The 26,197-nt window shown below is 61.1% G+C and carries 23 protein-coding genes and 2 pseudogenes; 13 read left to right on the forward strand and 12 right to left on the reverse strand.

Annotated features, from left to right (window positions below; translation table 11 throughout):
* Positions 1 to 126: 126 nt before the first annotated feature.
* Complete coding sequence (locus CAF73_RS11480) at positions 127 to 1,668, reverse strand: phosphoenolpyruvate carboxykinase (protein WP_085702732.1); 1,542 nt, start codon at positions 1,666 to 1,668, stop codon at positions 127 to 129.
* A 181-nt stretch (positions 1,669 to 1,849) separates the two neighbouring features.
* Positions 1,850 to 2,752: an Hsp33 family molecular chaperone HslO gene (gene hslO, locus CAF73_RS11485; RefSeq protein ID WP_085702733.1), complete on the reverse strand. Its 903-nt coding sequence runs from the start codon at positions 2,750 to 2,752 to the stop codon at positions 1,850 to 1,852.
* Between the two features lie 104 nt (positions 2,753 to 2,856).
* On the opposite strand from hslO, the gene CAF73_RS11490 reads away from it, so the two are divergent.
* Positions 2,857 to 3,657 (forward strand): phosphatase PAP2 family protein, encoded by an 801-nt coding sequence (locus tag CAF73_RS11490; RefSeq protein ID WP_085698009.1) that lies wholly within the window; start codon positions 2,857 to 2,859, stop codon positions 3,655 to 3,657.
* A 65-nt stretch (positions 3,658 to 3,722) separates the two neighbouring features.
* On the opposite strand, the gene CAF73_RS11495 is transcribed toward CAF73_RS11490, so the two are convergent.
* Positions 3,723 to 4,130 carry an RNA-binding S4 domain-containing protein gene (locus CAF73_RS11495; protein WP_085702734.1) on the reverse strand — a complete coding sequence of 136 codons (408 nt, stop codon included), beginning with the start codon at positions 4,128 to 4,130 and terminating at the stop codon, positions 3,723 to 3,725.
* Between the two features lie 116 nt (positions 4,131 to 4,246).
* On the opposite strand from CAF73_RS11495, the gene CAF73_RS11500 reads away from it, so the two are divergent.
* From CAF73_RS11500 to rimK, 3 genes are read left to right on the forward strand one after another with little or no spacing between them, the layout of a single operon-like run.
* Positions 4,247 to 5,026, forward strand: a complete 780-nt coding sequence (locus CAF73_RS11500) for an EAL domain-containing protein (protein WP_085702735.1) — start codon at positions 4,247 to 4,249, stop codon at positions 5,024 to 5,026.
* A 49-nt stretch (positions 5,027 to 5,075) separates the two neighbouring features.
* Entirely contained in the window at positions 5,076 to 5,522 is a 447-nt protein-coding gene (locus tag CAF73_RS11505; protein WP_170844915.1) for an ATP-dependent zinc protease, read from the forward strand.
* Positions 5,519 to 6,424 carry a 30S ribosomal protein S6--L-glutamate ligase gene (rimK, locus tag CAF73_RS11510; protein WP_065257794.1) on the forward strand — a complete coding sequence of 302 codons (906 nt, stop codon included), beginning with the start codon at positions 5,519 to 5,521 and terminating at the stop codon, positions 6,422 to 6,424. Before CAF73_RS11505 ends, rimK begins: the two co-directional genes overlap by 4 nt.
* A gap of 35 nt (positions 6,425 to 6,459) precedes the next feature.
* On the opposite strand, the gene CAF73_RS11515 is transcribed toward rimK, so the two are convergent.
* Positions 6,460 to 7,773 carry an ATP-binding protein gene (locus CAF73_RS11515; protein WP_085698006.1) on the reverse strand — a complete coding sequence of 438 codons (1,314 nt, stop codon included), beginning with the start codon at positions 7,771 to 7,773 and terminating at the stop codon, positions 6,460 to 6,462.
* 114 nt (positions 7,774 to 7,887) lie between these two features.
* Positions 7,888 to 8,628 (reverse strand): two-component system response regulator OmpR, encoded by a 741-nt coding sequence (gene ompR, locus CAF73_RS11520; RefSeq protein WP_007952694.1) that lies wholly within the window; start codon positions 8,626 to 8,628, stop codon positions 7,888 to 7,890.
* Between the two features lie 360 nt (positions 8,629 to 8,988).
* On the opposite strand from ompR, the gene CAF73_RS11525 reads away from it, so the two are divergent.
* The 7 genes from CAF73_RS11525 (at position 8,989) to tauD (ending at position 17,387) form a co-directional block, all read left to right on the forward strand.
* The gene (locus CAF73_RS11525; protein WP_085702736.1) at positions 8,989 to 11,313 is read left to right on the forward strand and encodes a Tex family protein; all 2,325 of its coding nucleotides are present in this window, start codon (positions 8,989 to 8,991) and stop codon (positions 11,311 to 11,313) included.
* Positions 11,313 to 11,696 carry a PaaI family thioesterase gene (locus CAF73_RS11530; protein ID WP_007952699.1) on the forward strand — a complete coding sequence of 128 codons (384 nt, stop codon included), beginning with the start codon at positions 11,313 to 11,315 and terminating at the stop codon, positions 11,694 to 11,696. The genes CAF73_RS11525 and CAF73_RS11530 overlap by 1 nt, the downstream gene beginning before the upstream one ends.
* A gap of 317 nt (positions 11,697 to 12,013) precedes the next feature.
* Entirely contained in the window at positions 12,014 to 13,597 is a 1,584-nt protein-coding gene (gshA, locus tag CAF73_RS11535; protein WP_085698004.1) for a glutamate--cysteine ligase, read from the forward strand.
* A 265-nt stretch (positions 13,598 to 13,862) separates the two neighbouring features.
* The gene (tauA, locus tag CAF73_RS11540; protein WP_085702737.1) at positions 13,863 to 14,840 is read left to right on the forward strand and encodes a taurine ABC transporter substrate-binding protein; all 978 of its coding nucleotides are present in this window, start codon (positions 13,863 to 13,865) and stop codon (positions 14,838 to 14,840) included.
* A gap of 16 nt (positions 14,841 to 14,856) precedes the next feature.
* Positions 14,857 to 15,651 carry a taurine ABC transporter ATP-binding subunit gene (gene tauB, locus CAF73_RS11545; protein WP_085702738.1) on the forward strand — a complete coding sequence of 265 codons (795 nt, stop codon included), beginning with the start codon at positions 14,857 to 14,859 and terminating at the stop codon, positions 15,649 to 15,651.
* Complete coding sequence (gene tauC / locus CAF73_RS11550) at positions 15,648 to 16,487, forward strand: taurine ABC transporter permease TauC (RefSeq protein WP_085702739.1); 840 nt, start codon at positions 15,648 to 15,650, stop codon at positions 16,485 to 16,487. The genes tauB and tauC overlap by 4 nt, the downstream gene beginning before the upstream one ends.
* A gap of 57 nt (positions 16,488 to 16,544) precedes the next feature.
* Positions 16,545 to 17,387 (forward strand): taurine dioxygenase, encoded by an 843-nt coding sequence (gene tauD / locus CAF73_RS11555; RefSeq protein WP_085698001.1) that lies wholly within the window; start codon positions 16,545 to 16,547, stop codon positions 17,385 to 17,387.
* Between the two features lie 161 nt (positions 17,388 to 17,548).
* On the opposite strand, the gene mgrA is transcribed toward tauD, so the two are convergent.
* From mgrA to CAF73_RS11570, 3 genes and pseudogenes are all read right to left on the reverse strand, one after another.
* Positions 17,549 to 18,586, reverse strand: coding sequence for an L-glyceraldehyde 3-phosphate reductase (gene mgrA, locus CAF73_RS11560; protein WP_085702740.1), 1,038 nt, complete (start codon positions 18,584 to 18,586; stop codon positions 17,549 to 17,551).
* Between the two features lie 39 nt (positions 18,587 to 18,625).
* A complete protein-coding gene (locus tag CAF73_RS11565; RefSeq protein ID WP_085702741.1) occupies positions 18,626 to 19,945 on the reverse strand; it encodes an LLM class flavin-dependent oxidoreductase in 1,320 nt (439 codons plus the stop codon).
* Between the two features lies 1 nt (position 19,946).
* Positions 19,947 to 21,041 (reverse strand): annotated as a pseudogene (locus CAF73_RS11570) (TonB-dependent receptor); the annotation flags it as partial.
* On the opposite strand from CAF73_RS11570, the pseudogene CAF73_RS11575 reads away from it, so the two are divergent.
* Positions 21,042 to 21,782 (forward strand): annotated as a pseudogene (locus tag CAF73_RS11575) (substrate-binding domain-containing protein); the annotation flags it as partial.
* 22 nt (positions 21,783 to 21,804) lie between these two features.
* On the opposite strand, the gene CAF73_RS11580 reads toward CAF73_RS11575, so the two are convergent.
* Both CAF73_RS11580 and CAF73_RS11585 read right to left on the reverse strand, forming a co-directional pair.
* Positions 21,805 to 22,206: a type II toxin-antitoxin system HicB family antitoxin gene (locus CAF73_RS11580; protein WP_085684410.1), complete on the reverse strand. Its 402-nt coding sequence runs from the start codon at positions 22,204 to 22,206 to the stop codon at positions 21,805 to 21,807.
* A 59-nt stretch (positions 22,207 to 22,265) separates the two neighbouring features.
* Entirely contained in the window at positions 22,266 to 22,448 is a 183-nt protein-coding gene (locus tag CAF73_RS11585) for a type II toxin-antitoxin system HicA family toxin (RefSeq protein ID WP_065261145.1), read from the reverse strand.
* Between the two features lie 268 nt (positions 22,449 to 22,716).
* On the opposite strand from CAF73_RS11585, the gene CAF73_RS11590 reads away from it, so the two are divergent.
* Complete coding sequence (locus CAF73_RS11590) at positions 22,717 to 22,977, forward strand: hypothetical protein (RefSeq protein ID WP_085697997.1); 261 nt, start codon at positions 22,717 to 22,719, stop codon at positions 22,975 to 22,977.
* 24 nt (positions 22,978 to 23,001) lie between these two features.
* On the opposite strand, the gene betT is transcribed toward CAF73_RS11590, so the two are convergent.
* Together betT and epsC are read right to left on the reverse strand one after the other, a co-directional pair.
* Positions 23,002 to 24,963, reverse strand: coding sequence for a choline transporter BetT (gene betT, locus CAF73_RS11595; protein ID WP_176247724.1), 1,962 nt, complete (start codon positions 24,961 to 24,963; stop codon positions 23,002 to 23,004).
* A gap of 288 nt (positions 24,964 to 25,251) precedes the next feature.
* The gene (gene epsC, locus CAF73_RS11600; RefSeq protein WP_085697995.1) at positions 25,252 to 26,178 is read right to left on the reverse strand and encodes a serine O-acetyltransferase EpsC; all 927 of its coding nucleotides are present in this window, start codon (positions 26,176 to 26,178) and stop codon (positions 25,252 to 25,254) included.
* Between the last annotated feature and the right edge of the window lie 19 nt (positions 26,179 to 26,197).

Here is a 26,197-nt window from a genome sequence, read left to right on the forward strand (position 1 = left end):
TTATTCTGGCTGTTCAGCGCGGACTCTGCGGGAATAATGGCAGCTGATCTGACAACGATGTCTAACCAATCACCCACAAAAAAGCCGCCCTCAAGAGGCGGCTTTTTCATTCACCAAAACCCAGTCTTACAACTTAGGCCCGGCAGCCTTGATCGCGTCGCTCACTTCGAACTTCTTGAAGTTCTCGATGAACAGACCGGCCAGTGCTTTGGCAGCTTCGTCGTACGCAGCCTTGTCAGCCCAGGTGTTGCGCGGGTTGAGCAGGTTGGTTTCGACGCCCGGTACAGCCAGTGGCACGTCCAGGTTGATGGTGTCCAGGTGCTCGGTGGCTGCGCCGATCAGCGCGCCGCTCTGGATCGCTGCGATCACCGCGCGGGTGGTCGGGATGTTGAAGCGTTTGCCGACGCCGTAGCCACCGCCGGTCCAGCCGGTGTTGACCAGGTAGACCTTGGAGCCGAAGCCGCGGATGCGCTTGATCAGCAGTTCAGCGTATTCGCCGGCCGGACGCGGGAAGAATGGTGCGCCGAAGCAGGTGGAGAAGGTCGACTTGATGCCGCTGCCCGAGCCCATTTCAGTCGAGCCCACCAGTGCGGTGTAGCCGGACAGGAAGTGATAGGCCGCTTGTTCTTCGTTGAGGATCGACACGGGTGGCAGGACGCCGGTCAGGTCGCAGGTCAGGAAGATCACAGCGTTTGGCTCACCGCCCAGGTTCTTCGCGGAACGCTTGGCAACGTGCTCCAGCGGGTAGGCCGCGCGGCTGTTCTGGGTCAGGCTGACATCGGCGTAGTCGGCGTGCTTGGCGTCGTCGATCACGACGTTTTCCAGCACCGCGCCGTGCTTGATGGCTTTCCAGATGACCGGCTCGTTCTTCTCGGACAAGTCGATGCACTTGGCGTAGCAGCCGCCTTCGATGTTGAAGACAACGCCTTCGCCCCAGCCGTGTTCGTCGTCACCGATCAGATAACGGCTTTCGTCGGCGGACAGGGTGGTCTTGCCGGTGCCCGACAGACCGAAGAACAGGGTCACGTCGCCTTCTTCGCCGATATTGGCAGCGCAGTGCATTGGCAGCACGTCAGCGGCCGGCAGCAGGAAGTTCTGCACGGAGAACATGGCTTTCTTCATTTCACCGGCGTAACGCATGCCGGCGATCAGCACTTTCTTCTGGGCGAAGTTGATGATCACGCAACCGTCGGAGTTGGTGCCGTCACGCTCTGGTACGCACTCGAAGTTGGCAACGTTCAGCACTTGCCACTCTTCGCGACCGGCCGGGTTGTACTGAGCCGGGTTGATGAACAGGCAACGACCGAACAGGTTCTGCCAGGCAGTCTGGGTGGTCATCTTCACGGCCAGGTAGTGATCTTCGGCCGCGCCTACATGCACGTGGGAAACGAAATGCTCTTGCGCGTTGTTGAATGCTTCAACACGAGCCCACAGCGCGTCGAACTTGTCGGCCGGGAACTTGCGGTTGATCGGGCCCCAGGCAATGGCAGCCTGGGTGGAAGGCTCTTCAACGATGAAACGGTCGACTGGCGAACGGCCGGTGCGGTGACCGGTGCGAACAACCAGAGCGCCGGTATCGGCAAGCTCGCCTTCACCGCGGTTCAGGGCTTCTTTTACCAGATCATCAACACTCAGATCGGTGTACACGGCGTTATTGGCTTGCGTCATGAGGTTCCCCGTCGGCCAGTGGCCGAGTGTGCTCCAAACGTTTTGTAGTAGAAAGTCGTGCACTACTACCGCGAAAAAAGTGGGCCGGATTATGCCAGAAAAGCCCAAAAAGAGTAGGGCCCTCCCGTCGTAACGGCGTTATTCCGTCGTTGAGCAGTGAATTTACCTGCGCTGAACCGTTTTAGTGCCGGGTCTCTGACGGCGTCTCGACGCCTGCGCCAGCGAACAATTGAGCGATATCTGCCGCATCGAACAGGTAGCGCTGGTTGCAGAACTGGCAATCGATCTCGACTTGTCCACCTTGCTCGGCAACAAGTGCCTGCGCATCTTCCAGACCCAGGCTGACCAGTGCATTGCCCGAACGCTCGCGGGAGCAGCTGCAGTGGAAGCGCAATTTCTGCACATCGAACAGACGAACCTGCTCTTCATGGTAGAGGCGATGCAGAATCGTTTCGTTGTCCAGGCTCAACAGTTCATCAGCGGTCAGGGTGTTGCCCAACGCGGTGATGTGCTGCCAGCTGGCGGCGCGTTCTTCTTCGTCTTTCAAGCGATCGGCCGGCAGTTGCTGCAGCAGCAGACCACGGGCACGACGACCATCGGCGCACAGCTTGAAGCGGGTGCCAACCTGCTGGGACATGACGAAATAGTTGGTGAAGCAGTCGGACAGGGTTTCGCCGTCGAGGTCGACGATGCCCTGATAGCGCTGGCCGACGATCGGGTCGACGGTCAAGGCCAGCACACCGTTGGGCATCAGTTCGCCGAGGGTGGCGTCGGCCGGAATCTGATCGGCGTGATAGCGCGCCAGGCCACGGATTTCGCGCTCGCTGGAGCACTCGATCATCAGCAGCGGGATCGGGCCTTCGGAACGGGCCTGAAGAATCAGCAAGCCATCGAATTTCAGGGTGCCCACCAGCAACGACGCGGCAGCCATCAGTTCGCCCAGCAATTGCGCAACCGGTTCCGGGTACGGGTGCTTGGCGAGCACTTCGGCATAGCTGCGCTCCAGCGACACCAGTTCGCCGCGAGTGTCGCTGTCATCGAAGATGAAGCGTTGGGTGTAATCGGTATCGAGGAAATCGGTCATAGGTCTGGGTATCTGAATGTGATGACAAAATGGTTACAAAGGATGAAAATTCCGCGCTTCTGGCATCCTTCTTGATGCCGATGTTCAGCCACGGGAGGCATTTTATGAACAATCCGGGTTTGTTCCAATCAAGGTGGAACCTCGGCCGGCTGGTTCTGTGCAACATCGTGCCATTGGCACTGTTGGCTTTCTGGTTATGGCCTACGGGTCAGATGCTGTGTGTGATTTTCGACGAGTGGCTGTTCCGCTCACTCAACGCACCGCTGGCCAGCAACCCCATATGGCTCCACATCTGGGCAATTGCAAGTCTGCGACCGTTCGACATCGTCGTCGGCCTGATTCTGCTGATGCTGCTGATCAAGGGCGACTGGGTGTTCAGGGCGATTGACGTGCGTCGCGCCTTTTTCGGATTTTTCTCGATCCTGCTGTTGATGGTGGTGATCCGCGCGCTGTTTTCCAAGTTCGCCGATCACATGGACTGGCAACACAGCAGCCCGTCGATGGTGCTCGAAGGCGCGGTGCATATCAGCGATTACTTCCCGCATCTGGAGAAGACATGGGAACTGAAGGATCGCTCGAGCCAGAGCTTCCCCGGTGACCACGCTTCGGTGTTGCTGATCTGGGCGCTGTTCATGGGCGTGTTCAGCCGCACGGTCGGCCAGTTCGCAGTGATCTGGGGCCTGGCGCTGCTGTTCATGCTGCCGCGTCTGGTCGCCGGTGCCCATTGGGGCCAGGACGATTACATCGGCGGCATGCTGCTGGCGGTGTGGGCACTGGGCTGGGGTTACTACACGCCATTTGCTTATCACGCGGCGAACTTCTGGTTGAAGGTCACGTCGCCGGTTTTCCGGCTGCTGGGCAAACTGCCGGTGATTTCGCGGATGAGTGTGGTGTCCGCGCAGTAATCAAATGGCTGAAAAAAACGCAGCCGCCAGCGGGTCTTGAACCCAGTCCGGCAGGCTGCGTTTTTTTATTCGCCGCTACTGTTCCCACGAAATTTAAACAGATCCCGACGCTGCTTCTTGCTCGGTTTACCGTCAGTGGTCACGCCCAGAGCGCCGGCCTTGCGCATCGCAGCAGCCGATTCACGTTTGGCAATACTCGCCTCGGTCTCGGCATACAGCGTCTGCGCCTCAGGTGCGCCGCGACGCACGATCGACAAGGCCTGAACCACCACGGTCTTCTCGTCGAAGCCGGTACGAATCTCGAACTCATCACCAATGCGTGGTTCTTTGCCAGGTTTGCAGCGCTCTCCCCGACAATGCACTTTGCCGCTCTCGATGGCAGCCTTGGCCAACGCGCGAGTCTTGAAAAAACGCGCAGCCCACAGCCACTTGTCGAGACGGACCTTGTCGTCCTCTTCCTGTTTTTGCGCCATATGAATTCCTCGTTCAGCCAGTAGTCGGAACTGTACTACCGATTCTGTCGGGCGCAAGAATCCGGCCCTCCAGATAAACTGTGATCTTCGCCGGGTCAACGGCATGGAGTGATCGAGTGACCAAATTTCCGTCTTCATTGACCTCACCCAAATCCGGGTGCGCGGGCTGCCAGCAAAGCGAACCGCTGGGCTTCGATTTTTCCTTCGCCTATCAGCCCATCGTGGATCTGCGTGACGAGTCGGTGTACGCCTACGAGGCACTGGTTCGTGGTGTGGCCGGTGAAGGCGCTTTAACCGTGCTGGATCAGGTTACGGAAGATAATCGCTACCGTTTCGACCAGCTCTGCCGGACTCGCGCCATCGAAGGCGCAGCCGAACTAAATATGCAGACACACTTGTCGATCAACTTCATGCCCAACGCCGTCTATCGTCCAGAGTTATGCATTCGCAGCACCCTGGAGGCTGCCAGGAAACACAATTTCCCGATCGACCGGCTGATTTTCGAAACCCTGGAAAGCGAGCACGTAGATAACTATCGCCATTTGACCAATATTCTGCGTGAATACCGCGAATTCGGCTTCAAGACGGCCATCGACGATTTCGGTGCCGGTTATTCGGGGCTCAATCTGCTGGCCGATTTCCAACCGGATCTGATCAAACTCGACATGTCGCTGATCCGCGATATCGACCGTGACCGTGTTCGTCAGGCTATCGTTCGGGGGATTGTCACAATCTGTGCGGAGTTGAACGTTACAGTCATCGCCGAAGGCATAGAGATTGCGGGGGAACGGGATTTCCTGGCGGACTGCGGAATATTTCTGATGCAGGGTTTCTGGTTCGCCAGGCCCGCATTCAAAGCGTTGGCCCAGGTGTCCCCTGAAGCGTGGACGCGTTAATCGTTGGTTTTTTCCTTTGAAGACATTTGACCATTTGACCGTTATCGGTCTGCGCGAGTGGGTGGCGCTTCCGGATCTGGGAGTCGCCGGCCTTCGGGCAAAAATCGATACCGGCGCCAGCACCTCCAGCCTGCATGCCACCGACATCGAGCCGTTCGAACGCGACGGTGAGAAGTGGGTGCGCTTCACCGCGCACCTGGGCACCGTCGTGCAGTTGCGCCATCGGCGATGCGAGGCGCCGCTGGTCGCCCGCAAGACCATCAAGAGTTCCAATGGCCAGGCCCAGGTGCGCTACGTGATCAGCACCACGCTGGCCCTGGGTGACAGGGTCTGGCCGATCGAGTTCACCCTCGCCTGCCGCAAGTCCATGCGCTATCGCCTGTTGCTCGGTTCCAAAGCCCTGATCGACGGCCAGCTGGTGGTCAATCCGGGCATCAAATATGTACAAGACAAGCCGGTGTTCCCGGTATCTACCTCCTCCACAGGTGTTGCATGAAGATCGCTGTGCTGTCGCGAAATCCGCGTCTGTATTCCACCCGCCGTCTGGTCGAAGCCGGAACTGAACGCGGGCATGAAATGGTGGTGATCGACACCTTGCGCGCCTATATGAACATTGCCAGCCACAAGCCGCAGATCCACTACCGCGGCAAGCCGCTGGAGGGTTTCGATGCAGTGATCCCGCGGATCGGCGCGTCGGTGACGTTTTATGGCTGCGCAGTGTTGCGCCAGTTTGAAATGATGGGAGTGTTTCCGCTCAACGAATCGGTGGCCATCGCCCGCTCCCGGGACAAGCTGCGTTCGCTGCAATTGCTGTCGCGCCGGGGCATCGGCCTGCCGGTGACCGGGTTCGCCCACTCGCCGGATGACATTCCCGACCTGATCGACATGGTCAACGGCGCGCCGCTGGTGATCAAGGTGCTGGAAGGCACCCAGGGAATCGGCGTGGTGTTGTGTGAAACCGCGACGGCGGCAGAGTCGGTGATCGAGGCGTTCATGGGCCTGAAGCAGAACATCATGGTGCAGGAATACATCAAGGAAGCCGGCGGCGCGGACATCCGCTGCTTCGTGGTCGGCGACAAGGTGATCGCGGCGATGAAGCGTCAGGCCAAGCCCGGCGAGTTCCGCTCCAACCTGCACCGGGGCGGCAGCGCCAGCCTGATCAAAATCACCCCGGAAGAACGCATGACTGCGCTGCGTGCAGCCAAGGTCATGGGGCTGACGGTGGCGGGCGTGGATATTCTGCGTTCCAACCACGGGCCGCTGGTGATGGAAGTGAATTCGTCACCGGGTCTGGAAGGGATCGAAACCACCACGGGCAAAAACGTGGCGGGGATCATCATCGAGCACCTTGAGAAGAATGGCGGGCCGAACATGACCCGCACAAAAGGCAAGGGTTGAACCTTGAATCAGGCGGCCGCAAGGCCGCCTGAAACTTAAACCGCGTCTCGCGGCAGCATCAATCCCAATGGCAACCGGACCCGCGCCTCCAGCCCGCCACCGGAGCGGTTGCGCAACTCGACATTGCCGCCGTGCATCGAAGCAATCCGCTTCACAATCGCCAGTCCCAGCCCGGTGCCCTTGCCGCCCCGCGCACGATCGCCACGGGTGAACGGGTTGAAGATCGCCTCAAGCTCGGAAGGATCGATCCCCGCACCCCGATCCATTACGCTCAGCACCACGTACGGCGCACTGGTGTCTCCGGAGACATAGGCCGCGACGTCCACGCTGCCGCCGGCATGATTCAAGGCGTTGCCGATCAGGTTGTTCAGCAAACGCTTCATCGACACCCGACGCAGCGGGAACGGCTGGATCGGCTCCAGGCGCAGGCGTACTTTCTCTTCACTCTGGTTGAAGGGCGCCGCCACTTCACGCACCAGATCGCTGAGATCCACTTCCTCCACCGACTCGTCCCGGCCATCGCGAATGAATGCGAGGAACTGGTCGAGGATCGCGTCCATGTCTTCGATGTCTCGGACCATGTCCTCGGTCAGGTCGGTGCGGTCGCCCATCAACTCCAGTGACAGCCGCAAACGGGTCAGCGGTGTGCGCAAGTCATGGGATACCCCCGCGAGCATCAGCTCACGCTCGCGACCGGCCTGCTCGACGTCTTCGGCCATCTGGTTGAACGCACGATAAACCTCGGCCATTTCGCTGGGGGTATCGCTGATCGGCAGGCGCACGCTACGGCCCTGGCCGAGTTGCCGGGCGGCATATACCAGACGTTTCAACGGTTGGTTGAGCTGGCTGACGAAAATCCACGCCGACGCCGTGGACAGCAAACCGATCGCCAGGAACCAGCCAAGCACGTTCCAGATTTTCTGGCCGCGCAGCGGGTGTGGATACAGCGGGACTTTCAGCCAACCATCACCGAGACTCGGCGCGCGAACCCACAAGGCCGGCGGCGAGTGCATGCGCAAGCGCACTTCGGTGTCGGCGCCCAGCTCCGCCTGCATCTGCCGCTGGTAGATTTCGCTGTACGGCCAGTGCTGTTCACCTTCCGGCACACCGGCACCAACCACCCGGATCAGGGTCGCGGCATCAGCGATTTTCGCGCGGTTTTCTTCGTCGGCCGCCCAGTAGGCACGCAGCGTCAGGGCGACGCCGTGGCTGTATTGCCGATCCACCAGCACGTCCTCGTTCATCAACAGATAAACCAGAGTCAGTGCCTTGGAAAACAATACGACGATGAGCACCAGCCACAGGGTGCGGGAGAAGAAACTTTGGGGGAACCAGACGGGGGTTTTCATGGATAAGCGCTACACACTTGCAGGAGCGAGCAATGCTCGCATATTGCGGATTGCGAGTCTGCGCGGACGGCATTTCCGACCGTTTCGCGCAGACCCGCTCCTACAAATCACCCATCACTTGGTGGAGTTGCCATCCGGCACGAACACGTAGCCGACACCCCAGACGGTCTGAATGTAACGCGGTTTGGACGGATCGGGTTCGATCATCCGGCGCAGACGAGAAATCTGCACGTCGATGGAACGCTCCAGAGCATCCCACTCGCGGCCACGGGCCAGGTTCATCAGTTTGTCGCGGGTCAGTGGCTGGCGGGCATTCATCACCAGAGCCTTGAGTACCGCAAACTCACCGGTGGTGAGCATGTGCACTTCGTCGCCGCGCTTGAGTTCCCGGGTGGCCAGGGACAGCACGTAATCGCCAAACGTGACGTTTTCTTCTTCACTGCCCGGCGCGCCCGGCACCGGTGCCGCCTGGCGGCGCAATACGGCTTTGACGCGAGCCATCAGCTCGTCCGGGTTGAACGGCTTGGCCAGGTAGTCGTCGGCGCCCAGTTCCAGACCCTTGATACGGCTCAGCTCGTCGCCCTTGGCGGTGAGCATGATGATCGGAATCTGATTGTTCGCACCGCGCAGGCGGCGGCAAGCGGTGAGGCCGTCTTCGCCCGGCAGCATCAGGTCGAGGACGACCAGGTTGAACACTTCACGCGACAGCAGACGATCCATCTGCTCGGTATTCGGTACGGCGCGGGCACGGTAGCCCTTGCTGACGAAAAAGCGTTCCAGCAGGCTGCTCAGCCCCGGATCGTCGTCAACGATGAGAATTTTTTCGCCTTCAGCAGTTTGTGCAGTGCTGCTCATTGGATGCTCCTTTTAGCTCGGCGCGCATTATGGCGTAGCTGCCGTTATACGCACCGTGTGCATTGTTAGCAGATTTTTCCTTCACTGCCAGAAAACCGGGGCTTGTGCCTACAGACTGCGTCGCCCCCGAATGACAGAACGCTGGTTATAATGCGCGGCCTTTTGTGTCAGGCAACGTCTGAATCGTTACCGCAGGTGGCCGCCCCTTATTTTCATGGGCGCCGCAGTAATTGTTCGATTTCACGGGTCAATGGGATGCCTTTTGACCCAGGCAGCGGCCAGCATCAAGCCGCCCCACCAGACTCCGGGCCTTTATTTACGCGCCTGCGAGCCTGCTTTCACAATTTGTCAGGTGGTTTTATGGACAGCATCAACAGCCGCATCGCCGAGGAACTCGGCGTACGCCCACAACAGGTCGAAGCGGCCGTCGCGCTACTCGATGAAGGCTCTACCGTTCCCTTCATCGCCCGTTACCGGAAAGAAGTGACCGGCAGCCTCGATGACACCCAATTGCGTCATCTGGAAGAGCGTCTGCGCTACCTGCGAGAACTCGACGAACGGCGCATCAGCATTCTTTCCAGCATTCAGGAGCAGGGCAAACTCACCCCTGAGCTGGAGCGCGAAATCAAACTCGCCGACACCAAGACCCGCCTCGAAGACTTGTACCTGCCGTACAAACAGAAGCGCCGTACCAAGGGCCAGATCGCCCTGGAAGCCGGCCTCGGCGAGCTGGCCGACGGGCTGTTCAACGATCCGAACCTGGCCCCGGAAACCGAAGCAGCGCGCTTCATCGACGCCGAAAAAGGCGTGGCGGACATCAAGGCTGCGCTGGAAGGCGCCAAGTACATCCTCATGGAGCGTTTCGCCGAAGACGCCAACCTGCTGGAAAAACTGCGCAACTATTTGAAGCAGGAAGCCACCCTCAGTGCCCGCGTGATCGCCGGCAAGGAGGAGGAAGGCGCCAAGTTCCGCGATTACTTCGAACACGACGAACCGCTCAAAGGCGTGCCGTCGCACCGCGCGCTGGCAATTTTCCGTGGCCGCAACGAAGGCATCCTCAGCTGCGCGCTGAAAGTCGGCGAAGAACTGCCGGGCACCCTGCACCCGTGCGAAGGCATGATCGGCCAGCACGTCGGCATTCAGAACCAGAACCGGCCGGCCGACAAATGGCTGGGTGAAGTGGTGCGCTGGACCTGGAAGGTCAAGCTCTACACTCACCTGGAAACCGACCTGCTGGGCGAGTTGCGCGACGGCGCCGAAACCGAAGCGATCAACGTGTTCGCTCACAACCTGCACGACCTGCTGCTGGCCGCCCCGGCCGGCCCGCGCGCCACCCTGGGCCTCGACCCGGGCCTGCGTACCGGTTGCAAGGTTGCGGTGGTCGACTCCACCGGCAAGCTGCTGGATCACACCACGGTTTACCCGCACGTGCCGCACAACAAATGGGATCAGACCATCGCCATCCTGGCCGCCCTGTGCGCCAAGCACTCGATCGACCTGATCGCCATCGGCAACGGCACCGCCAGCCGTGAAACCGACAAGCTGGCGATCGAGCTGATCAAAAAATATCCGGCGATGAAAATGACCAAAGTCATGGTGTCCGAGGCGGGCGCGTCGGTGTATTCGGCCTCGGAGCTGGCAGCCAAGGAATTCCCGGATCTGGACGTATCGATCCGTGGCGCCGTGTCGATCGCCCGTCGCTTGCAGGATCCGCTGGCCGAACTGGTGAAGATCGATCCGAAATCCATCGGTGTCGGCCAGTACCAGCACGACGTGTCGCAGCTGAAACTGGCGCGCGGCCTGGACGCCGTGGTCGAGGACTGCGTGAACGCCGTGGGTGTGGACGTGAACACCGCGTCCGTGGCGCTGCTCGCGCGGATCTCCGGCCTCAACGCGACCCTGGCGCAGAACATCGTGACTCACCGTGACGAGCACGGCGCGTTCAAGACCCGCGCTGCGTTGAAGAAAGTCGCGCGTCTGGGCGAGAAAACCTTCGAACAGGCCGCCGGCTTCCTGCGCGTGATGAACGGCGACAACCCGCTGGATTCCTCGGCCGTTCACCCGGAAGCCTATCCGCTGGTGCAACGCATCGCCGCTGAAACCGACCGCGACATCCGCTCGCTGATCGGCGACGCCGGGTTCCTCAAGCGCCTGGATCCGAAGAAGTTCACCGACGAGACCTTCGGTCTGCCCACCGTCACCGACATCCTGCAGGAACTGGAAAAGCCGGGCCGCGACCCGCGTCCGGAGTTCAAGACCGCCGAGTTCCAGGAAGGCGTCGAGGACTTGAAGGACCTGCAACTGGGGATGATCCTCGAAGGCGTGGTGACCAACGTCACCGCGTTCGGTGCGTTCGTCGATATCGGCGTGCACCAGGACGGTCTGGTACACATTTCGGCGCTGTCGGAGAAATTCATCAAGGATCCGCGCGAAGCGGTGAAGGCCGGTGATGTGGTGAAAGTGAAGGTCATGGAAGTCGACATCCCGCGCAAACGCGTCGGCCTGTCGATGCGCATGAGCGACACCCCGGGCGAGAAGATCGACGGTGCCCGTGGCTCGCGTCCGGGCTCGGCACCACGCCAGTCGCAGGGTTCGGCGCCACGCAAGGAAAGCACCCCGGCTGCTCCGGTGAATAACGCGATGGCGTCGTTGTTTGCCAACGCCAAGCAGTTGAAGAAACGCTGATGGACATTCCGGCCGGGCTCGTCGAGAGCGCGTTTTTCAAGCTGTTGGGCTGCCGCCTGCACAGCCTGGAAACCGGGGTGGCGCAAGTCGCCCTGGCGCTGGAACCCGAACTGCGCAACCGCGGCGGCAAGCTGCACGGCGGCGCGCTGTTCAGTCTGGTGGATATCGCCATGGGGCTGGCCTGTTCCAGCACCCACGGCTTTGACCAGCAGAGCGCGACCATCGAGTGCAAGATCAACTACATCCGCGCCGTCTCCGAAGGCGAGGTGATGTGCACGGCACGGGTGATCCACCCGGGCCGGCGCACGCTGGTGGTCGAAGCCGATGTGATGCAGGGCGACAAACTGGTCGCAAAAGCGCAAGGCACGTTCGCTGTCCTGTAGATGTTGTTCATCATTTTGAGTTAATTTCGGCGCTGTGATTGCAGCGTCGAGCTTTTCTGTGGGAGCGGGCTTGCCCGCGAATGGGGTGTGTCAGACCAGTTGATACTGGCTGATACGCCCCATTCGCGGGCAAGCCCGCTCCCACAGGGACTGCGTAATCTTCGCGTGCATCGGCCAGATTCAGGGAGTGAAGTTGGCGTTTCAACGGGTGCTTCAGAGCCCGAAAAACCAGGCGAAAACGCCAGTTTCAACTTCACCCTTGTAGACCGTCCTGCCCACCCCCATATTGGGGCGACTGACGCGTGAAGGAATCCAAATTGAGCGAACTTCTCAACCGCCGCCTGGCTCTGCTCGGCGAGCGCGCTAACCTCTCTCTGCTTGAGCAGTGCCTTCACGGTATCGAACGTGAATGCCTGCGCGTGACCGGCGAAGGCCGCCTGGCCCAAACCCCGCACCCTGAAGCCCTGGGTTCCGCGCTGACCAACGAACAGATCACGACCGACTATTCCGAGTCGCTGCTGGAGTTCATCACGCCCGCCCTGCCAGAGCCTGCCGACACGCTGGCGAGCCTGGAAAAGATTCATCGCTTCGCCTACAGCAAGCTCGGCAACGAGTACCTGTGGAGTCCATCGATGCCGTGCCCGTTGCCGGCCGAGGAAGACATCCCGATCGCCTATTACGGCACCTCCAACATCGGACAGCTCAAGTACGTTTACCGCAAGGGCCTGGCCCTGCGTTACGGCAAGACCATGCAGTGCATCGCCGGGATTCACTACAACTTCTCCCTGCCGGAAAAGCTCTGGCCATTGCTCAAGGAAGCCGAAGGCTTCGTCGGCACCGACCGGGATTTCCAGTCATCGTCCTATATCGCGCTGATCCGTAATTTCCGCCGCTACAGCTGGCTGCTGATGTACCTGTTCGGTGCCTCGCCGGCGCTGGACGCCGGTTTCCTGCGCGGTCGTCCGCATCAGTTGGAACAACTGGATCCGGACACCCTGTACCTGCCTTACGCCACCAGCCTGCGCATGAGCGACCTCGGTTACCAGAGCAACGCCCAGGCCGGCCTGACCCCGTGCTACAACGACCTGGCGAGCTACACCGACAGCCTGCGCAAAGCGGTGGCCACGCCGTACGCGCCGTATGTCGAAGTCGGCACGCACCAGGATGGCGAGTGGGTGCAGTTGAACACCAACATCCTGCAGATCGAAAACGAGTACTACTCGAACATCCGCCCGAAACGCGTGACCTACACCGGCGAGCGGCCGATCCAGGCCTTGATGTCTCGTGGCATTCAGTACGTCGAAGTGCGCTGCCTGGACATCAACCCGTTCCTGCCGATGGGCATCGACCTCACCGAGTCGCGCTTCCTCGACGCGTTCCTGCTGTACTGCGCACTCAACGAAAGCCCGCTGCTGACCAACAACTCCTGCGGCAACGCCACCTCCAACTTCCTCAGCGTGGTCAAGGAAGGTCGCCGTCCGGGCCTGCAATTGCAGCGCGACGGTCAACCGGTCGAGCTGAAGGAATGGGCCGCCGAACTGCTGGAAAAAATCGCTCCGCTGGCGGCGCTGCTGGATCAAAGCCACGGCGGCGATGCCCACAGCAAGGCGCTCGATGCGCAGTTGGCGAAGGTCAAGGATTCGTCCCTGACGCCTTCGGCCCAGGTGCTGGCGGCGATGGCCACGCACAAGGAAAGCTTCGCGCAATTCTCCCTGCGCCAGAGCCAGGCCCACGCCGAGTTCTTCCGCAGCGAGCCGTTGGCGGCTGAAGAACAAGCGAGGTTCGAAGAACTGGCGCGGTCTTCGCTGGCGCAACAGGCTGAGCTGGAACAGAACGAGGTTGGCGATTTCGACGTGTTTGTCGGTGCGTATCAGGCGAGCATTCTGGCGATCAGCAACTGATCGTTTGTCTTTTATCGTTGATCGTTCCCACGCTCTGCGTGGGAATGCCTCAAGGGACGCTCTGCGTCCCAGTGACGCAGAGCATCACGAGCTGAATTCCCACGCAGAGTGGGAACTGTCAACCGTCTGCGTGGGAACTATCACCTTCCCTTCCTTAGATTTTTCCGCTCATAAGCTCATTCTAAAAAGTTATTTATTTTTAGTTTCTTAGATCATTTAGTCTCCTTTCACGCCGACGTTCGGTCGCCTGATATGGAGCTTTTCAATGAAACTGAATTTCCCGCTTCGCCTGCTGGCCGTGGCCTCTCTGGCTGCCGCGAGTTTCCTGGCTCAGGCCGCCGACCTCACCGTCGCCTACCAGACCACCGTTGACCCGGCGAAAGTTGCCCAGGCCGATGGCGCCTACGAGAAAGCCACCAAGGCCGACATCAACTGGCGCAAATTCGATAACGGTGCCGACATCATCGCCGCCATCGCGTCCGGCGACGTGCAGATCGGCTACCTCGGTTCCAGCCCGCTGACCGCGGCGATCACCCGCAAGGTCCCGGTGGAAACCTTCCTCATCGCCACCCAGATCGGCGCCGCCGAAGCACTGGTCGCCCGCGACGGCTCCGGCATCAAAACCCCGCAGGATCTGGTCGGCATGAAAATCGCCGTGCCGTTCGTGTCCACCGGTCACTACAGCCTGCTCGCCGCACTGAAGCACTGGAACATCGACCCGTCGAAAGTCACCGTCCTCAACCTCGCCCCACCAGCGATCATTGCCGCGTGGAAACGCGGTGACATCGACGCCACCTACGTTTGGGATCCGGCGCTGGGTGTGGCCAAGGAAAACGGCAAAGTGCTGATCACTTCCGGCGAACTGGCCAAGTTCGGTGCGCCGACCTTCGACGCCTGGATCGTGCGCAAGGACTTCGCCGAGCAGCACCCGGAAATCGTTACCGCTTTCGCCAAGGTCACCCTCGACGCCTATGCCGACTACCGCAAGGATCCGAAAGCCTGGCTGGCCAATCAGAGCAACGTCGACAAGCTGGTGAAGCTCTCGGGCGCCAAGGCCAGCGACATTCCATTGCTGCTGCAGGGCAACGTCTACCCGCTGGCGGCGGATCAGGTCAGCGACCTCGGCGCACCGACCACCAAAGCCATCACCGACACCGCCGCGTTCCTCAAGGAGCAAGGCAAGGTCGAAGCGGTACTGCCGGACTACGCGCCGTACGTCAGCGCCAAGTACATCACCAACTGATCGGGAGTTAATTGCGATGGCCTTGCTACAGCTGGAGCGCATCAGCGCACAGTATCCCGGCAGCCCGGAACCGGTTCTGTCCGACATTTCCCTGACCCTCGGCCCTCGGCAATTGCTGGTGGCCCTGGGCCCGTCCGGCAGTGGCAAGACTTCGCTGTTGAACCTGATCGCCGGTTTCGTCGAACCGAGCGCCGGGCGCATCACTCTCGACAACGTGCCGGTCAAAGGCCCGAGCGCCGAGCGCGGCGTGGTATTCCAGGACGACGCCCTGCTGCCCTGGCAGGACGTGCTGGCCAACGTTGCCTTCGGTCTGGAGCTGGCCGGTGTGGCCAGGGACAAACGCGAACAGATCGCCCGGGAAATGCTGGCGCTGGTCGACCTTTGCGGTTTTGAACATCGTCGCATCTGGCAGCTTTCCGGCGGCCAGAAGCAGCGTGTCGGCCTGGCCCGCGCCCTCGCGGCGGACCCGCGTGTGTTGCTGATGGACGAACCCTTCGGCGCCCTCGATGCCTTCACCCGCGAACAGATGCAGGAGCTGTTGCTGCAAGTCTGGCAACGCACCTCCAAACCGGTATTCCTGATCACCCACGACATTGAAGAGGCGGTGTTCCTCGCCACTGACCTGATTCTGCTGGCGCCGAATCCGGGGCAGATCGTCGAGCGCCTGCACCTGGATTTCGGCAAGCGTTACGCCGCCGGCGAATCGGCGCGGGCGATCAAGTCCGATCCACGCTTCATCGAAACCCGCGAACACGTGCTGACAAAAGTGTTCTCGCAACGCAGCGCCGTTCAACGGCAGGAGCGCGCATGAGCAGTTACGACGTTTCCGCCACCGCAGTGAAACCCGCCACCACGTCGGTGGCGATTCCCGTGCGCCGCAGCCTCAGCATCCGCTGGATCAGCCTGCTGACCCTGTTCGCGTTACTGGTGATCTGGTGGGCCGTCACGGCCACCGGCCTGATCGAGCCGCTGTTCCTGCCGCCACCGTCTGCCGTCCTGCAAAAAGGCTGGTTGCTGGCGACCACGGGCTACATGGACTCGACGTTGTGGCAGCACTTGGGCGCGAGCCTGAGCCGCATTGGCCTGGGCCTCGGTTTCGCGATTCTGACCGCCGTGCCGGTGGGCATTGCGATCGGCGCCAATCGCATCGCCCGTGGCGTGCTCGATCCGCTGATCGAGTTCTACCGGCCGATTCCGCCACTCGCCTATCTGCCGCTGATCGTGATCTGGTGCGGCATCGGCGAGTTGTCGAAAGTGCTGCTGATCTACCTGGCGATTTTCGCCCCGATCGCGATTGCTACCGCCACCGGCGTGCGCACCGTCGACCCGGCCAAACTGCGCGCCGCGCAATCGCTTGGCGCCACCCGCGCACAACTGATCCGCCACGTTATTTTGCCCAGCGCCCTGCCGGACATTCTGACCGGTGTGCGCATTGGTCTGGGTGTCGGCTGGTCGACTCTGGTCGCCGCCGAATTGATCGCAGCCACCAGCGGCCTGGGCTTCATGGTGCAGTCGGCCGCGCAATTTCTGGTTACCGATGTGGTGGTGCTGGGGATTCTGGTCATCGCCCTGATCGCCTTCGCCATGGAAATGGGCCTGCGCGCCCTGCAACGCAAGCTGGTGCCGTGGCACGGCCAGGCCCACTGATTTTTCAGCACTGACTACCCCGACAGTTTCGGGGCCCCGGAATTGAAGAGAACCACCATGAGCAGCCTGAACATCACCCCGTTAAGCTCGGCCCTCGGCGCACAGATCAGCGGCGTCGACATCAGCCAGCCGCTGAACCTGGAACAACGCGACGCCATCGAGCAGGCGCTGCTCAAATACCAGGTGCTGTTCTTCCGCAATCAGCCGATCGAGCCGTCGCAGCAGGCGCGTTTCGCCGCCTACTTCGGCGATCTGCACATTCATCCGATCTACCCGAACGTGCCGGAACAGCCAGAAGTGCTGATCCTCGACACCGCCGTCACCGACGTGCGCGACAACGCGATCTGGCACACCGACGTGACCTTCCTGCCGACCCCGGCCATGGGCGCGGTGCTCAGCGCCAAGCTGTTGCCGGAGTTTGGTGGCGACACGTTGTGGGCCAGCGGCATTGCCGCGTATGAAGCGCTGTCGGCGCCGATGAAGGCAATGCTCGAAGGGTTGACCGCTACGCATGATTTCACCCGCTCGTTTCCGCTGGAGCGCTACGGCAATACCCCGGAAGCACTGGCGCAGTGGGAAGCGGCGCGGCGCAAGAATCCACCGCTGTCGCACCCGGTAATTCGCACACACCCGGTGAGCGGACGGCGTTCGCTGTTCGTCAGTGAAGGGTTCACGTCGAAGATCAATGAGCTGTCGGAAACCGAGAGTGAAGCGGTGCTGAAGTTCTTGTTCGCCCACGCGACACGCCCGGAATTCACCATTCGCTGGCGCTGGCAGAAGGATGACATCGCGTTCTGGGACAACCGCGTGACCCAGCATTACGCGGTGGATGATTACCGTCCGGCGCGGCGGGTGATGCAGCGGGCTACGGTATTGGGGGATGTGCCGTTCTTTAAATAGGCACCGATTTTCCTGGTGCTTGAGCCGTCCTCTTCGCGGGCAAGCCCGCTCCCACAGGTACAGCGGCGTTCACAAGTTTTGTGTACGACTCGGCCCCCTGTGGGAGCGGGCTTGCCCGCGAAAGCGTCAGAGCAGGCGCCGAATGACTCGGCGCCAGTCACTTATTCAGCCGTGGAAGGCTTCTCCCAAAGATTGATCCCGCCCTCTTGGGCAAACCGGTCAATTTCCGCCAGCTCCTGCGCACTGAAGCTCAGGTTCTTCAACGCTTCGACGTTCTCGATAATCTGCTCCGGCCGGCTCGCGCCGATCAGCGCCGAGGTCACTCGCGGATCGCGCAACGTCCACGCCAACGCCAGTTGCGCCAGGCTCTGGCCACGACGCTTGGCGATCTCGTTCAGCGCCCGCACGTGAGCGATGTTGGCCTCGGACAAGTGCGAAGCCTGCAACGAACCACCGCCCGGACGATTGACCCGTGCATCCGCCGGCACGCCGTTGAGGTATTTGTCGGTCAGCAGACCTTGCGCCAGCGGAGTGAACGCAATCACGCCGGTGCCGAGTTCGTCGGTGGTGTCGAGCAGGTCCTTTTCCACCCAGCGGTTGAGCAGGTTGTACGCCGGTTGGTGAATCAACAGCGGCACTTTCCACTCTTTGAGCAACGCGGCGATTTCGCGGGTTTTCACCCCGGAGTACGACGAGATACCGATGTACAACGCCTTGCCTTGCTGCACCGCAGTGGCGAGGGCGCTGGCGGTTTCTTCCAGCGGGGTGTCCGGGTCGAAGCGGTGGGAATAGAAGATATCCACATAGTCCAGACCGAGGCGTTGCAGGCTCTGGTCGAGGCTGGCCAGCACGTATTTGCGCGAACCGCCGCCCTGGCCGTAAGGGCCGGGCCACATGTCCCAACCGGCCTTGCTGGAGATGATCAGTTCATCGCGGTACTGCTTGAAGTCTTCGCGCAGCAGGCGGCCGAAATTGGTCTCGGCGCTGCCGTAGGGCGGGCCGTAGTTGTTGGCCAGGTCGAAGTGGTTGATCCCCAGATCGAACGCGGTACGCAGCAACGCGCGCTGGGTGTCGATCGGCGTGCTGTCGCCGAAGTTGTGCCACAGGCCCAGCGACAGCGCCGGCAGCACCAGACCGCTGCGTCCGACGCGACGGTAAGGGATGGAGTCATAGCGGTTTTCGGCAGCGGTGTAAGTCATCGAATCCTCTCTTGTCGGTCTTGAATCGGGTGTCGATTGCTACGCAAATCTGTTGCCGGGCCGGGCGAGGCCAAGGTTCTGGCGCAAGGTACGGCCCTCGTATTCGGTTCTGAACAGCCCGCGCCGTTGCAGTTCCGGAACCACGCCAATGGCGAAGTCCTCGAGCCCGCCCGGCAGGTGCGGCACCAGCACGTTGAAACCGTCCGCCGCGCCTTGCTCGAACCATTCCTGCAAGCGGTCGGCAATCTGCGCCGGGGTGCCGACGACGCTGTAATGCCCGCGACCGCCGGCGATTCTGCGACCCAGTTCGGCCAGGGTCAGATGCTCCCGGCCGGCCAGTTCGGTCAGCAGTTTCTGTCGACTTTGCTGGCCGCTTTCAGTCAGCGGCAGTTCCGGCAGCGGCCCGTCCAGCGGGTACTTCGACAGATCGAAGTTGCCCAGCATACGCCCAAGCAGGGCGACGCCAACCTCGGGTTCGACCAATTGCTGAAACGTTTCACATTTTTCCTGCGCTTCGGCTTCCGTTTGTCCGACCACGACAAACACGCCGGGCATGATTTTCAGCGAATCGGCGTTGCGTCCGTACTTCGGCAAGCGGCCCTTGAGGTCGGCGTAGAACGCCTGGGCGCTGGCCAACGAGGTCTGCGCGGTGAACACCACTTCGGCCGTCTGCGCCGCCAGTTCACGCCCGGCTTCCGACGAGCCGGCCTGCACAATCACCGGCTGACCCTGTGGCGAACGCGCAACGTTCAACGGGCCCTTGACCCGAAAGTGTTCGCCGACGTGATCCAGCACATGCAGTTTTTCCGGATCGTAATACGCGCCGCTGGCCTTGTCGCGAATGAAGGCATCGTCCTGCCAACTGTCCCAGAGCCCGGTGACCACCTGATGAAATTCCCGGGCGCGGCTGTAGCGTTCGGCATGGCCGATGTGTTCATCGCGGCCGAAACTCTGTGCTTCGGCGGCGTTGTCCGAGGTCACCAGATTCCACCCCGCTCGCCCGCCCGACAGGTGATCGAGCGAGGCGAATTTACGCGCCAAGTGGTAGGGCTCGTTGTAGCTGGTGGTGGCGGTGGCGATCAGGCCGATGTGTTCGGTCACTGCGCTCGAAGCCGAGAGCAACGTCAGCGGTTCGAAGTGATCCGAACGGGCCATGCGGCTGGCGATGTCCTGGGTCGGCGCGGCAACACTGTCGGCGACGAACAAGGTGTCGAACTTCGCTGCCTCGGCAATCTGTGCCAGGCGTTTGTAATGGGCGAAATCCAGCCCGGCGTTGGCGGGTACGTCCGGATGCCGCCACGCAGCAACGTGGTGCCCGGTGGCCATGAGGAACGCGCCGAGTTTCAACTGCCTGCTCATCTCAGAAGTCCTTGCGCAGTTGCACGCCGAAGTAGCGCTCGTCGTCGCGCGGCACAGCGCGGTAGATGTAGTTGCCACCGCTGGCGAGCAATGGCGAATACGTCTTGTCGGTGAGGTTCTTGCCCAGCAACGCCACGCGCCAGCCATTGGAGTAATCGGCCAGTGCCACGCTGGCGTTCCAGAGACCGTAGGCGCCCTGTTTGGTGTCGGCGTTCTGGCTGATGTCGTACTGCACTTCGCTCTGCCAGCTGTAGTCGGTGCCGAGTTCGATATCCAGGCCGTTATCCAGCGCGATGGTGTAGTCGGCCCGCACGTAGCTTTTCCAGTCCGGGCTGAACGGCAGCGGTTTGCCGTTGACGTTGCACGACGCCGCCGCACCGGCCGGGCAGGCGAACTCATCAATCCGGGCGCGGGTGTAGGCCAGCGCGCCGGAGAACTTCAGTTGCTGGGTCGCCTGCAGAGCGAAATCAAGTTCCACACCCTCGGTGCTGACGCTGCCGGCGTTGATTAGCCGAGTTACGACTTGCCCGGCGACGGTGTCGAAGAAGTTCGCCTGATAGTTGTCGTAGTCGCTGTGGAAAACCGCGAGGTTGGTGGTCAGGCGATTATTCCAGCTTGAGGCTTTGATACCCGCCTCCCAGGTGTTGGAGGTTTCCGGTTTCAGCGCTTCGGTGTCGCGCGGCTGCATGTTGAAGAACACGTTGTAGGCCGGGCCTTTGTAGCCGCGCGAGTAAGTCAGATAAGTGGTGACGGTATCGCTCAGGTCGTATTGCAAACCGAGCCGGCCGGACCAACCGTCCTCGTCCACCGAACCGGAACTCCTGGTGGCCGGTTGAATGCCGCTGACGGTGGTGGCGGAAGTGGAAACTCGACGGTGATCGTATTCCAGATCGTCGTGGGTGTAGCGCAGGCCGGCGATGCCACGCAAGTCCGAAGTGAAATTCAGCGTGCTCTCGCCGAACACTGCATAGCTGTCGCTGGTGGTGCTGTAATCGGCAACGCCGCGATCTGTGCGCGTGGTAGTGGTCAGCGTGCGCTGATAGGTCTCGTCATCCTTGCCGTGCATGTAGAACAGGCCGCCGACGTATTCAAGGAACGTCATGGCTACCAACTGCTGCTGGCCTCGAGTTACTTCAGCGCGGAGCAAGAAGAAAACGCGGTACGGGCATTCCTCGGCTGGTCACCGGCGGCGCTGGTGGTGACCAGTCACTTCCACAGTCCGGGCACGGAAAAGATGCTCGCCGAAGCAGATATCCCGGTGATCGAGACCTGGGATTACCAACCGGATCGCGAACCGATTCAGATCGGTTTCTCGCACTTCGAAGTGGGGGTCAACGCCGCTCGTTATTTGCACGGCAAAGGCTATCGGCGAATCGCCTTCGTGCAGAACAGCGCGCCAGGTGACTTCAGCGCACTGGAACGCCGCGACGGTTACGCCGCGACCATGCGTGAATTCGGTCTGGAACCGTGGGTGTTCGCACCGGACGCCGATCACGCCCCGTTCGAGGCCGGCAAGCAAGGAATGGAAGCGCTGATGAACGCCTCACAACGCCCGGACGCCATCATCTACGCCAACGACAACCTCGCCGCCGGCGGCCTGCTCGCCGGGCAACGCGCCGGCCTCAAGATCCCCGAAGACTGCGCCGTCCTCGGCTTCGGCGATTACCCGTTTGCCGAGATGCTGCTGCCGAGCCTGAGCACCATCAAACCGCCGGCGCTGGAGATCGGCGTACTCGCGGCGACGCGGGTGCTGGAAAGCCTGGGCGTGCTGCCGAGCGATGAGGTGCAGCGACTTAATTTGCTGCAATGCCAAGTCATCGAGCGAGAAAGTACCTGACCCAGAATTCTGTAAATCGGCCTTAAGCTGACAATTCACGCAAGGCAGCAGCAGCCAGAAATCCGGAGCGAGAGCTGTAACGCTGATCACGTCGCACAGTCTGGTCAATACGCTCCAGCAACTGCTCCGGGAGCGTAGCGTTGAAGCGCACCGACTTGCCGAAGTAGGGAGTGATATCAAACTCGACTACACCCCAGATACCGCCGGCGTAATCCGGATTCTCGAGATGGGCATCAATGTCCTGAACCCGAGGCAACGGTGCGCCATCAGCGACCAGTCCTTCATAGTGCAAGGCCAGTGCCTCCTGAGTGTTGTCAAATGCTTCGGCTACCGTAGTGCCTGCGGAGAAGCACCCGGGTACATCCGGGATAATCACTCCGTAGTCTGAGTCGGCATCCTTGTGCAGAACGACCGGGAATTTCATGTAAGTGCATCCTTCCTCTGACATGTCCATTAAGGGAATTTCGTTTCCAATGACGGGCTTCATTTCAAACCCGCCTGTTTCAAGATGCTGTTGATCGTTCCCTTGGGAAGATCTGAATCCGGATGCTTGATCGTCACCCTCCCTGGCTTGCCCGGATGTTTGTATTGGTGGTGACTGCCTTTGACGGCGACCAGATACCATCCATCCTCCTCGATCATCCTGATCATTTCCCGACTACGCATTTCCTTCGCCCTGTTCGACAGCAAGAGCTGCGTACTTTAAGAGCTGTCCTTCTTCATCAATACACACCATACACACTTGGAGACATATTAGCCTAGTGGACAGGCGCGTGTTTAATCGCCAGATCGGCGGTGGACGCGCCCTGGCACACAGCTCTCATAAACAGATGTATACGTGGCGAAATGTGTCGATCAGCATGAGCCCGACAGCTGACCTATGCTCAACATGAGCAAAGCCAGGACGACTCCCATCCACAGGTAGATCCCGACCATGCACACCGCAATCATCATCTTCTTCGGCCTGATCCTGCTGGCGCTGATGTTCTACATCGGCGAGCGCATCGGCTTCAGTCGGCAGACGCTGGCCTATGGCTTCGCGGCGTTGTGGCTGGCGTTGACGGTGATCAACGGGGCGGTCGGCGTGGTGCACGCCGGGCAGACGCTGGGGTCGGAGATTGCGATCGGCAGTGCCGTGTTCGGCGTGCCGATTGCGGCGATGGTGTTGTTCATGGTGCTGAGCGCCGAGACCTGAAAACGTCCCGGCGCCCTGCCCCGATCAACGCACCAGATGCAGGAACTGCATGTGCCGTTCGTATTGGTCGAGGATGTCGTTGATGATCTGCTCTTTCGTGTAACCGACCAGATCGTAGTCCTGACTGCCCTCGCTCAGATGCACTTCGGCGCGGTAATAGCGGCGATTGTTGAGCTGCTTGGAGCCCATGCCACCGCGGGCGAACGAAGGAGTGAAGTAGCCGCGCATCTGCACCTGGTAGATGAAAGGGTGCTGCTCGCCGTGACCGATTTCCAGGCTGACGCTGTCGTGCGCCGGATCGGGTTGCGTAACGACATTGAGCCCTTTCTCGGCGAACACGGCCGTCACTTCCTCGATGGCCGGTTTCACCGTGGTGTCCATGAAACGGTACACCTCGTCCCGCGACGGGAAGTGCACGGCCTGACTCAGGCGCTGGCGCCAGCCGCCCTTGCCCCGCCGTGAGCCGGACACCGGCGCCAGCGAATGCAGTTGCGCGATCTGCTTCTGCGACTCCAGATAGAAGGCTTTGTGCAGGCCCCACATCATCAGCAGCAGAATCATCGAGAAGGGCAGCGAGGTCAGCACCACCGCCGACTTCAGCGCATCGATGCTGCCGGAGAACAGCAGCGCACTGGTGATCAGTGCGGTCATCGCGCCCCAGAACACCCGCAGCCATTTCGGCCCGTCTTCATCCGGGTTTCCGCCCTTGGCCGACAGGGTCGAGAGCACCACGGTGCCGGAGTCGGCAGACGTGACGAAGAACACGAAGCTGATAAACACCGTCACCGCAATGACGGTCTTGCTCCACGGGTAGGTTTCCAGCAACAGGTAGAGGGTCATCGACGGGTTGTCGAGGGCCGACATGCCCAGAGCCGACATACCGTGATTGAGCACCTGGTCGATGGCGCTGTTGCCGAAGATCGACATCCACGCCAGGGTGAAACCGAGCGGGATCAGCAGCACGCCGAAGACGAATTCGCGGATGGTCCGGCCACGGGAAATCCGTGCGATGAACAGGCCCACGAACGGCGACCATGCAATCCACCAGGCCCAGTAGAACACCGTCCAGCCGCCGAGCCAGTCGCTCGGTTTGTTGTAGGCGTAGAGGTCGAAACTCTTCATCGGCAACGCGCCGAGGTAGTCGCCCAGATTCTGGATCAGGGTGTTGAGCAGATGCTGTGTGGGGCCGGCGAACAACACGAACAGCAGCAGCGCGCAGGCCAGCAGCATGTTGATGTCGGACATGACCCGCACGCCTTTATCCACACCGGAGACGGCGACGATGATCGCTGCGCCCATCATCAGCGTGATCAGGCCGACCTGAATCCACTGGGTGTGGGCGATGCCGAACAGGTAGTCCAGACCGGAGTTGAGATGGAGCACGCCGAAGCCCATGTCCGCACCGAGGCCGAACACCGTGGCGATGATGCCGAAGCCGTCCACCGCGTAGCCGATGGGGCCGTTGATGCGTTTGCCGATCAGCGGGTACAGCGCCGAACGCAGGGCCAGTGGCAGGTTGTGCCGATAAGCGAAATACGCCAGCGCCATGCCGACAAAGGCGAACACGCCCCAGCCGTGCAGGCCCCAGTGCAGAAACAGAATCTGCATCCCCTGACGCGCCGCTTCAGCCGTGCCGGCCTCGCCTTGCGGCGGCTGGATCATGTGGGTCAGCGGTTCGGACACGCAGAAGAAAAACAGCGTGATGCTGATCCCGGCGGCGAACAGCATGCCGGCCCAGGACAGGTAACTGAATTCGGGTTCGTCGTGGTCGGCACCGAGTTTGATCTTGCCGTAGCCCGACAATGCGGTGACCACCACGAAGATCAGATAGAGGGTCATCGCGAGCATGTAGTACCAGCCGACCGTGTTGGCCGCCCAGTTCTGCGCTTCGAGAAGCCAGGCGCCGGCCTGTTCCGGCATGGCGATGACCGTCAGGCCGAACAGCAGGATCACCGTTGCGGCGAACCAGAACACCGGTGGATTCATGCGTACCAGACCGCTGGCGGGGGTGGAGGATGCACTCATGAACGGTGCACCTCACGGGGTTGGAAAATGGCTGAAATGATCGGACTCAGCAAAGGCAAGCCTCCTGTTGTGAGCGGGCAGCGAACCGCCGGTTTAACTTGAATGAACGTTCAAGTTAAACATGGATAGTACGCTCAGGACTAATCGCAGGGCTCAGCGGTACCTTTCGTACGCTAGCTCAAGGAGGGGTATGACGCTTTAGTGAGAGCGATCGTTCCCGCCTTGCGCGGGAACGATGAGGCGCAAGTGTTACTTCTGTGTCCCGTCATCATGCTGCAGATTGGCCTGGGTCAGGTTGCACCCGGCCGGCACGCTGCGGGTCAGCCAGACGTTGCCGCCGATGGTCGAGCCTTTGCCGATGGTGATCCGCCCGAGAATCGTCGCTCCGGCGTAGATCACCACGTCGTCCTCGACGATCGGATGCCGCGGATGGCCCTTCTGCAACTGGCCGTCCTCGTCCGCCGGGAAGCGTTTGGCGCCGAGGGTCACCGCCTGATAGATCCGAACGCGCTCGCCAATGATCGCGGTCTCGCCGATCACCACTCCCGTCCCGTGATCGATGAAGAAACTGCGGCCGATCTGCGCGCCCGGGTGAATATCGATGCCGGTTGCCGAGTGAGCGATTTCCGAACTGATCCGCGCCAGCAGCGGCAGGCCTGCGCGGTACAAATGGTGAGCCAGACGATGGTGGATCACCGCCAGAATCCCCGGATAGCACAGCAGCACTTCATCGACGCTGCGCGCCGCCGGATCGCCGTGATACGCCGCCAGCACATCGGTGTCGAGCAGACTGCGCAGGCCCGGCAGCGCCAGAGCGAAATCCTGAATGATCCTGGTGGCCTGCGCCTCGACTTCGCTGTCATCCCGGGCGCTGTGGCGGGCGACGTAACGCAGTTCAAGTCGTGCCTGGGCCAGCAACGCATTCAACGCAACATCGAGGGTGTGCCCGACGTAAAAATCTTCGCTCTCTTCACGCAGATCCACCGGCCCCAGCCGCATCGGAAACAGCGCGCCGCACAGGGCTTCAAGGATCTGCGCCATCGCATCACGGGACGGCAATTCGCGCCCGCCCTGCTCGCCGGAAGCACGGCCATTTTGTGCCCGCCACTGATCCCGCGCGGTACGCAGCTGGCTGACGATGGTCTGCAATTGCCAATGGCTGGAACGCTCGCTCACGGTAAAGACTCCTCACGGG

The sequence above is a fragment of the Pseudomonas sp. B15(2017) genome (genome assembly GCF_002113215.1).
Lineage (GTDB): Bacteria > Pseudomonadota > Gammaproteobacteria > Pseudomonadales > Pseudomonadaceae > Aquipseudomonas.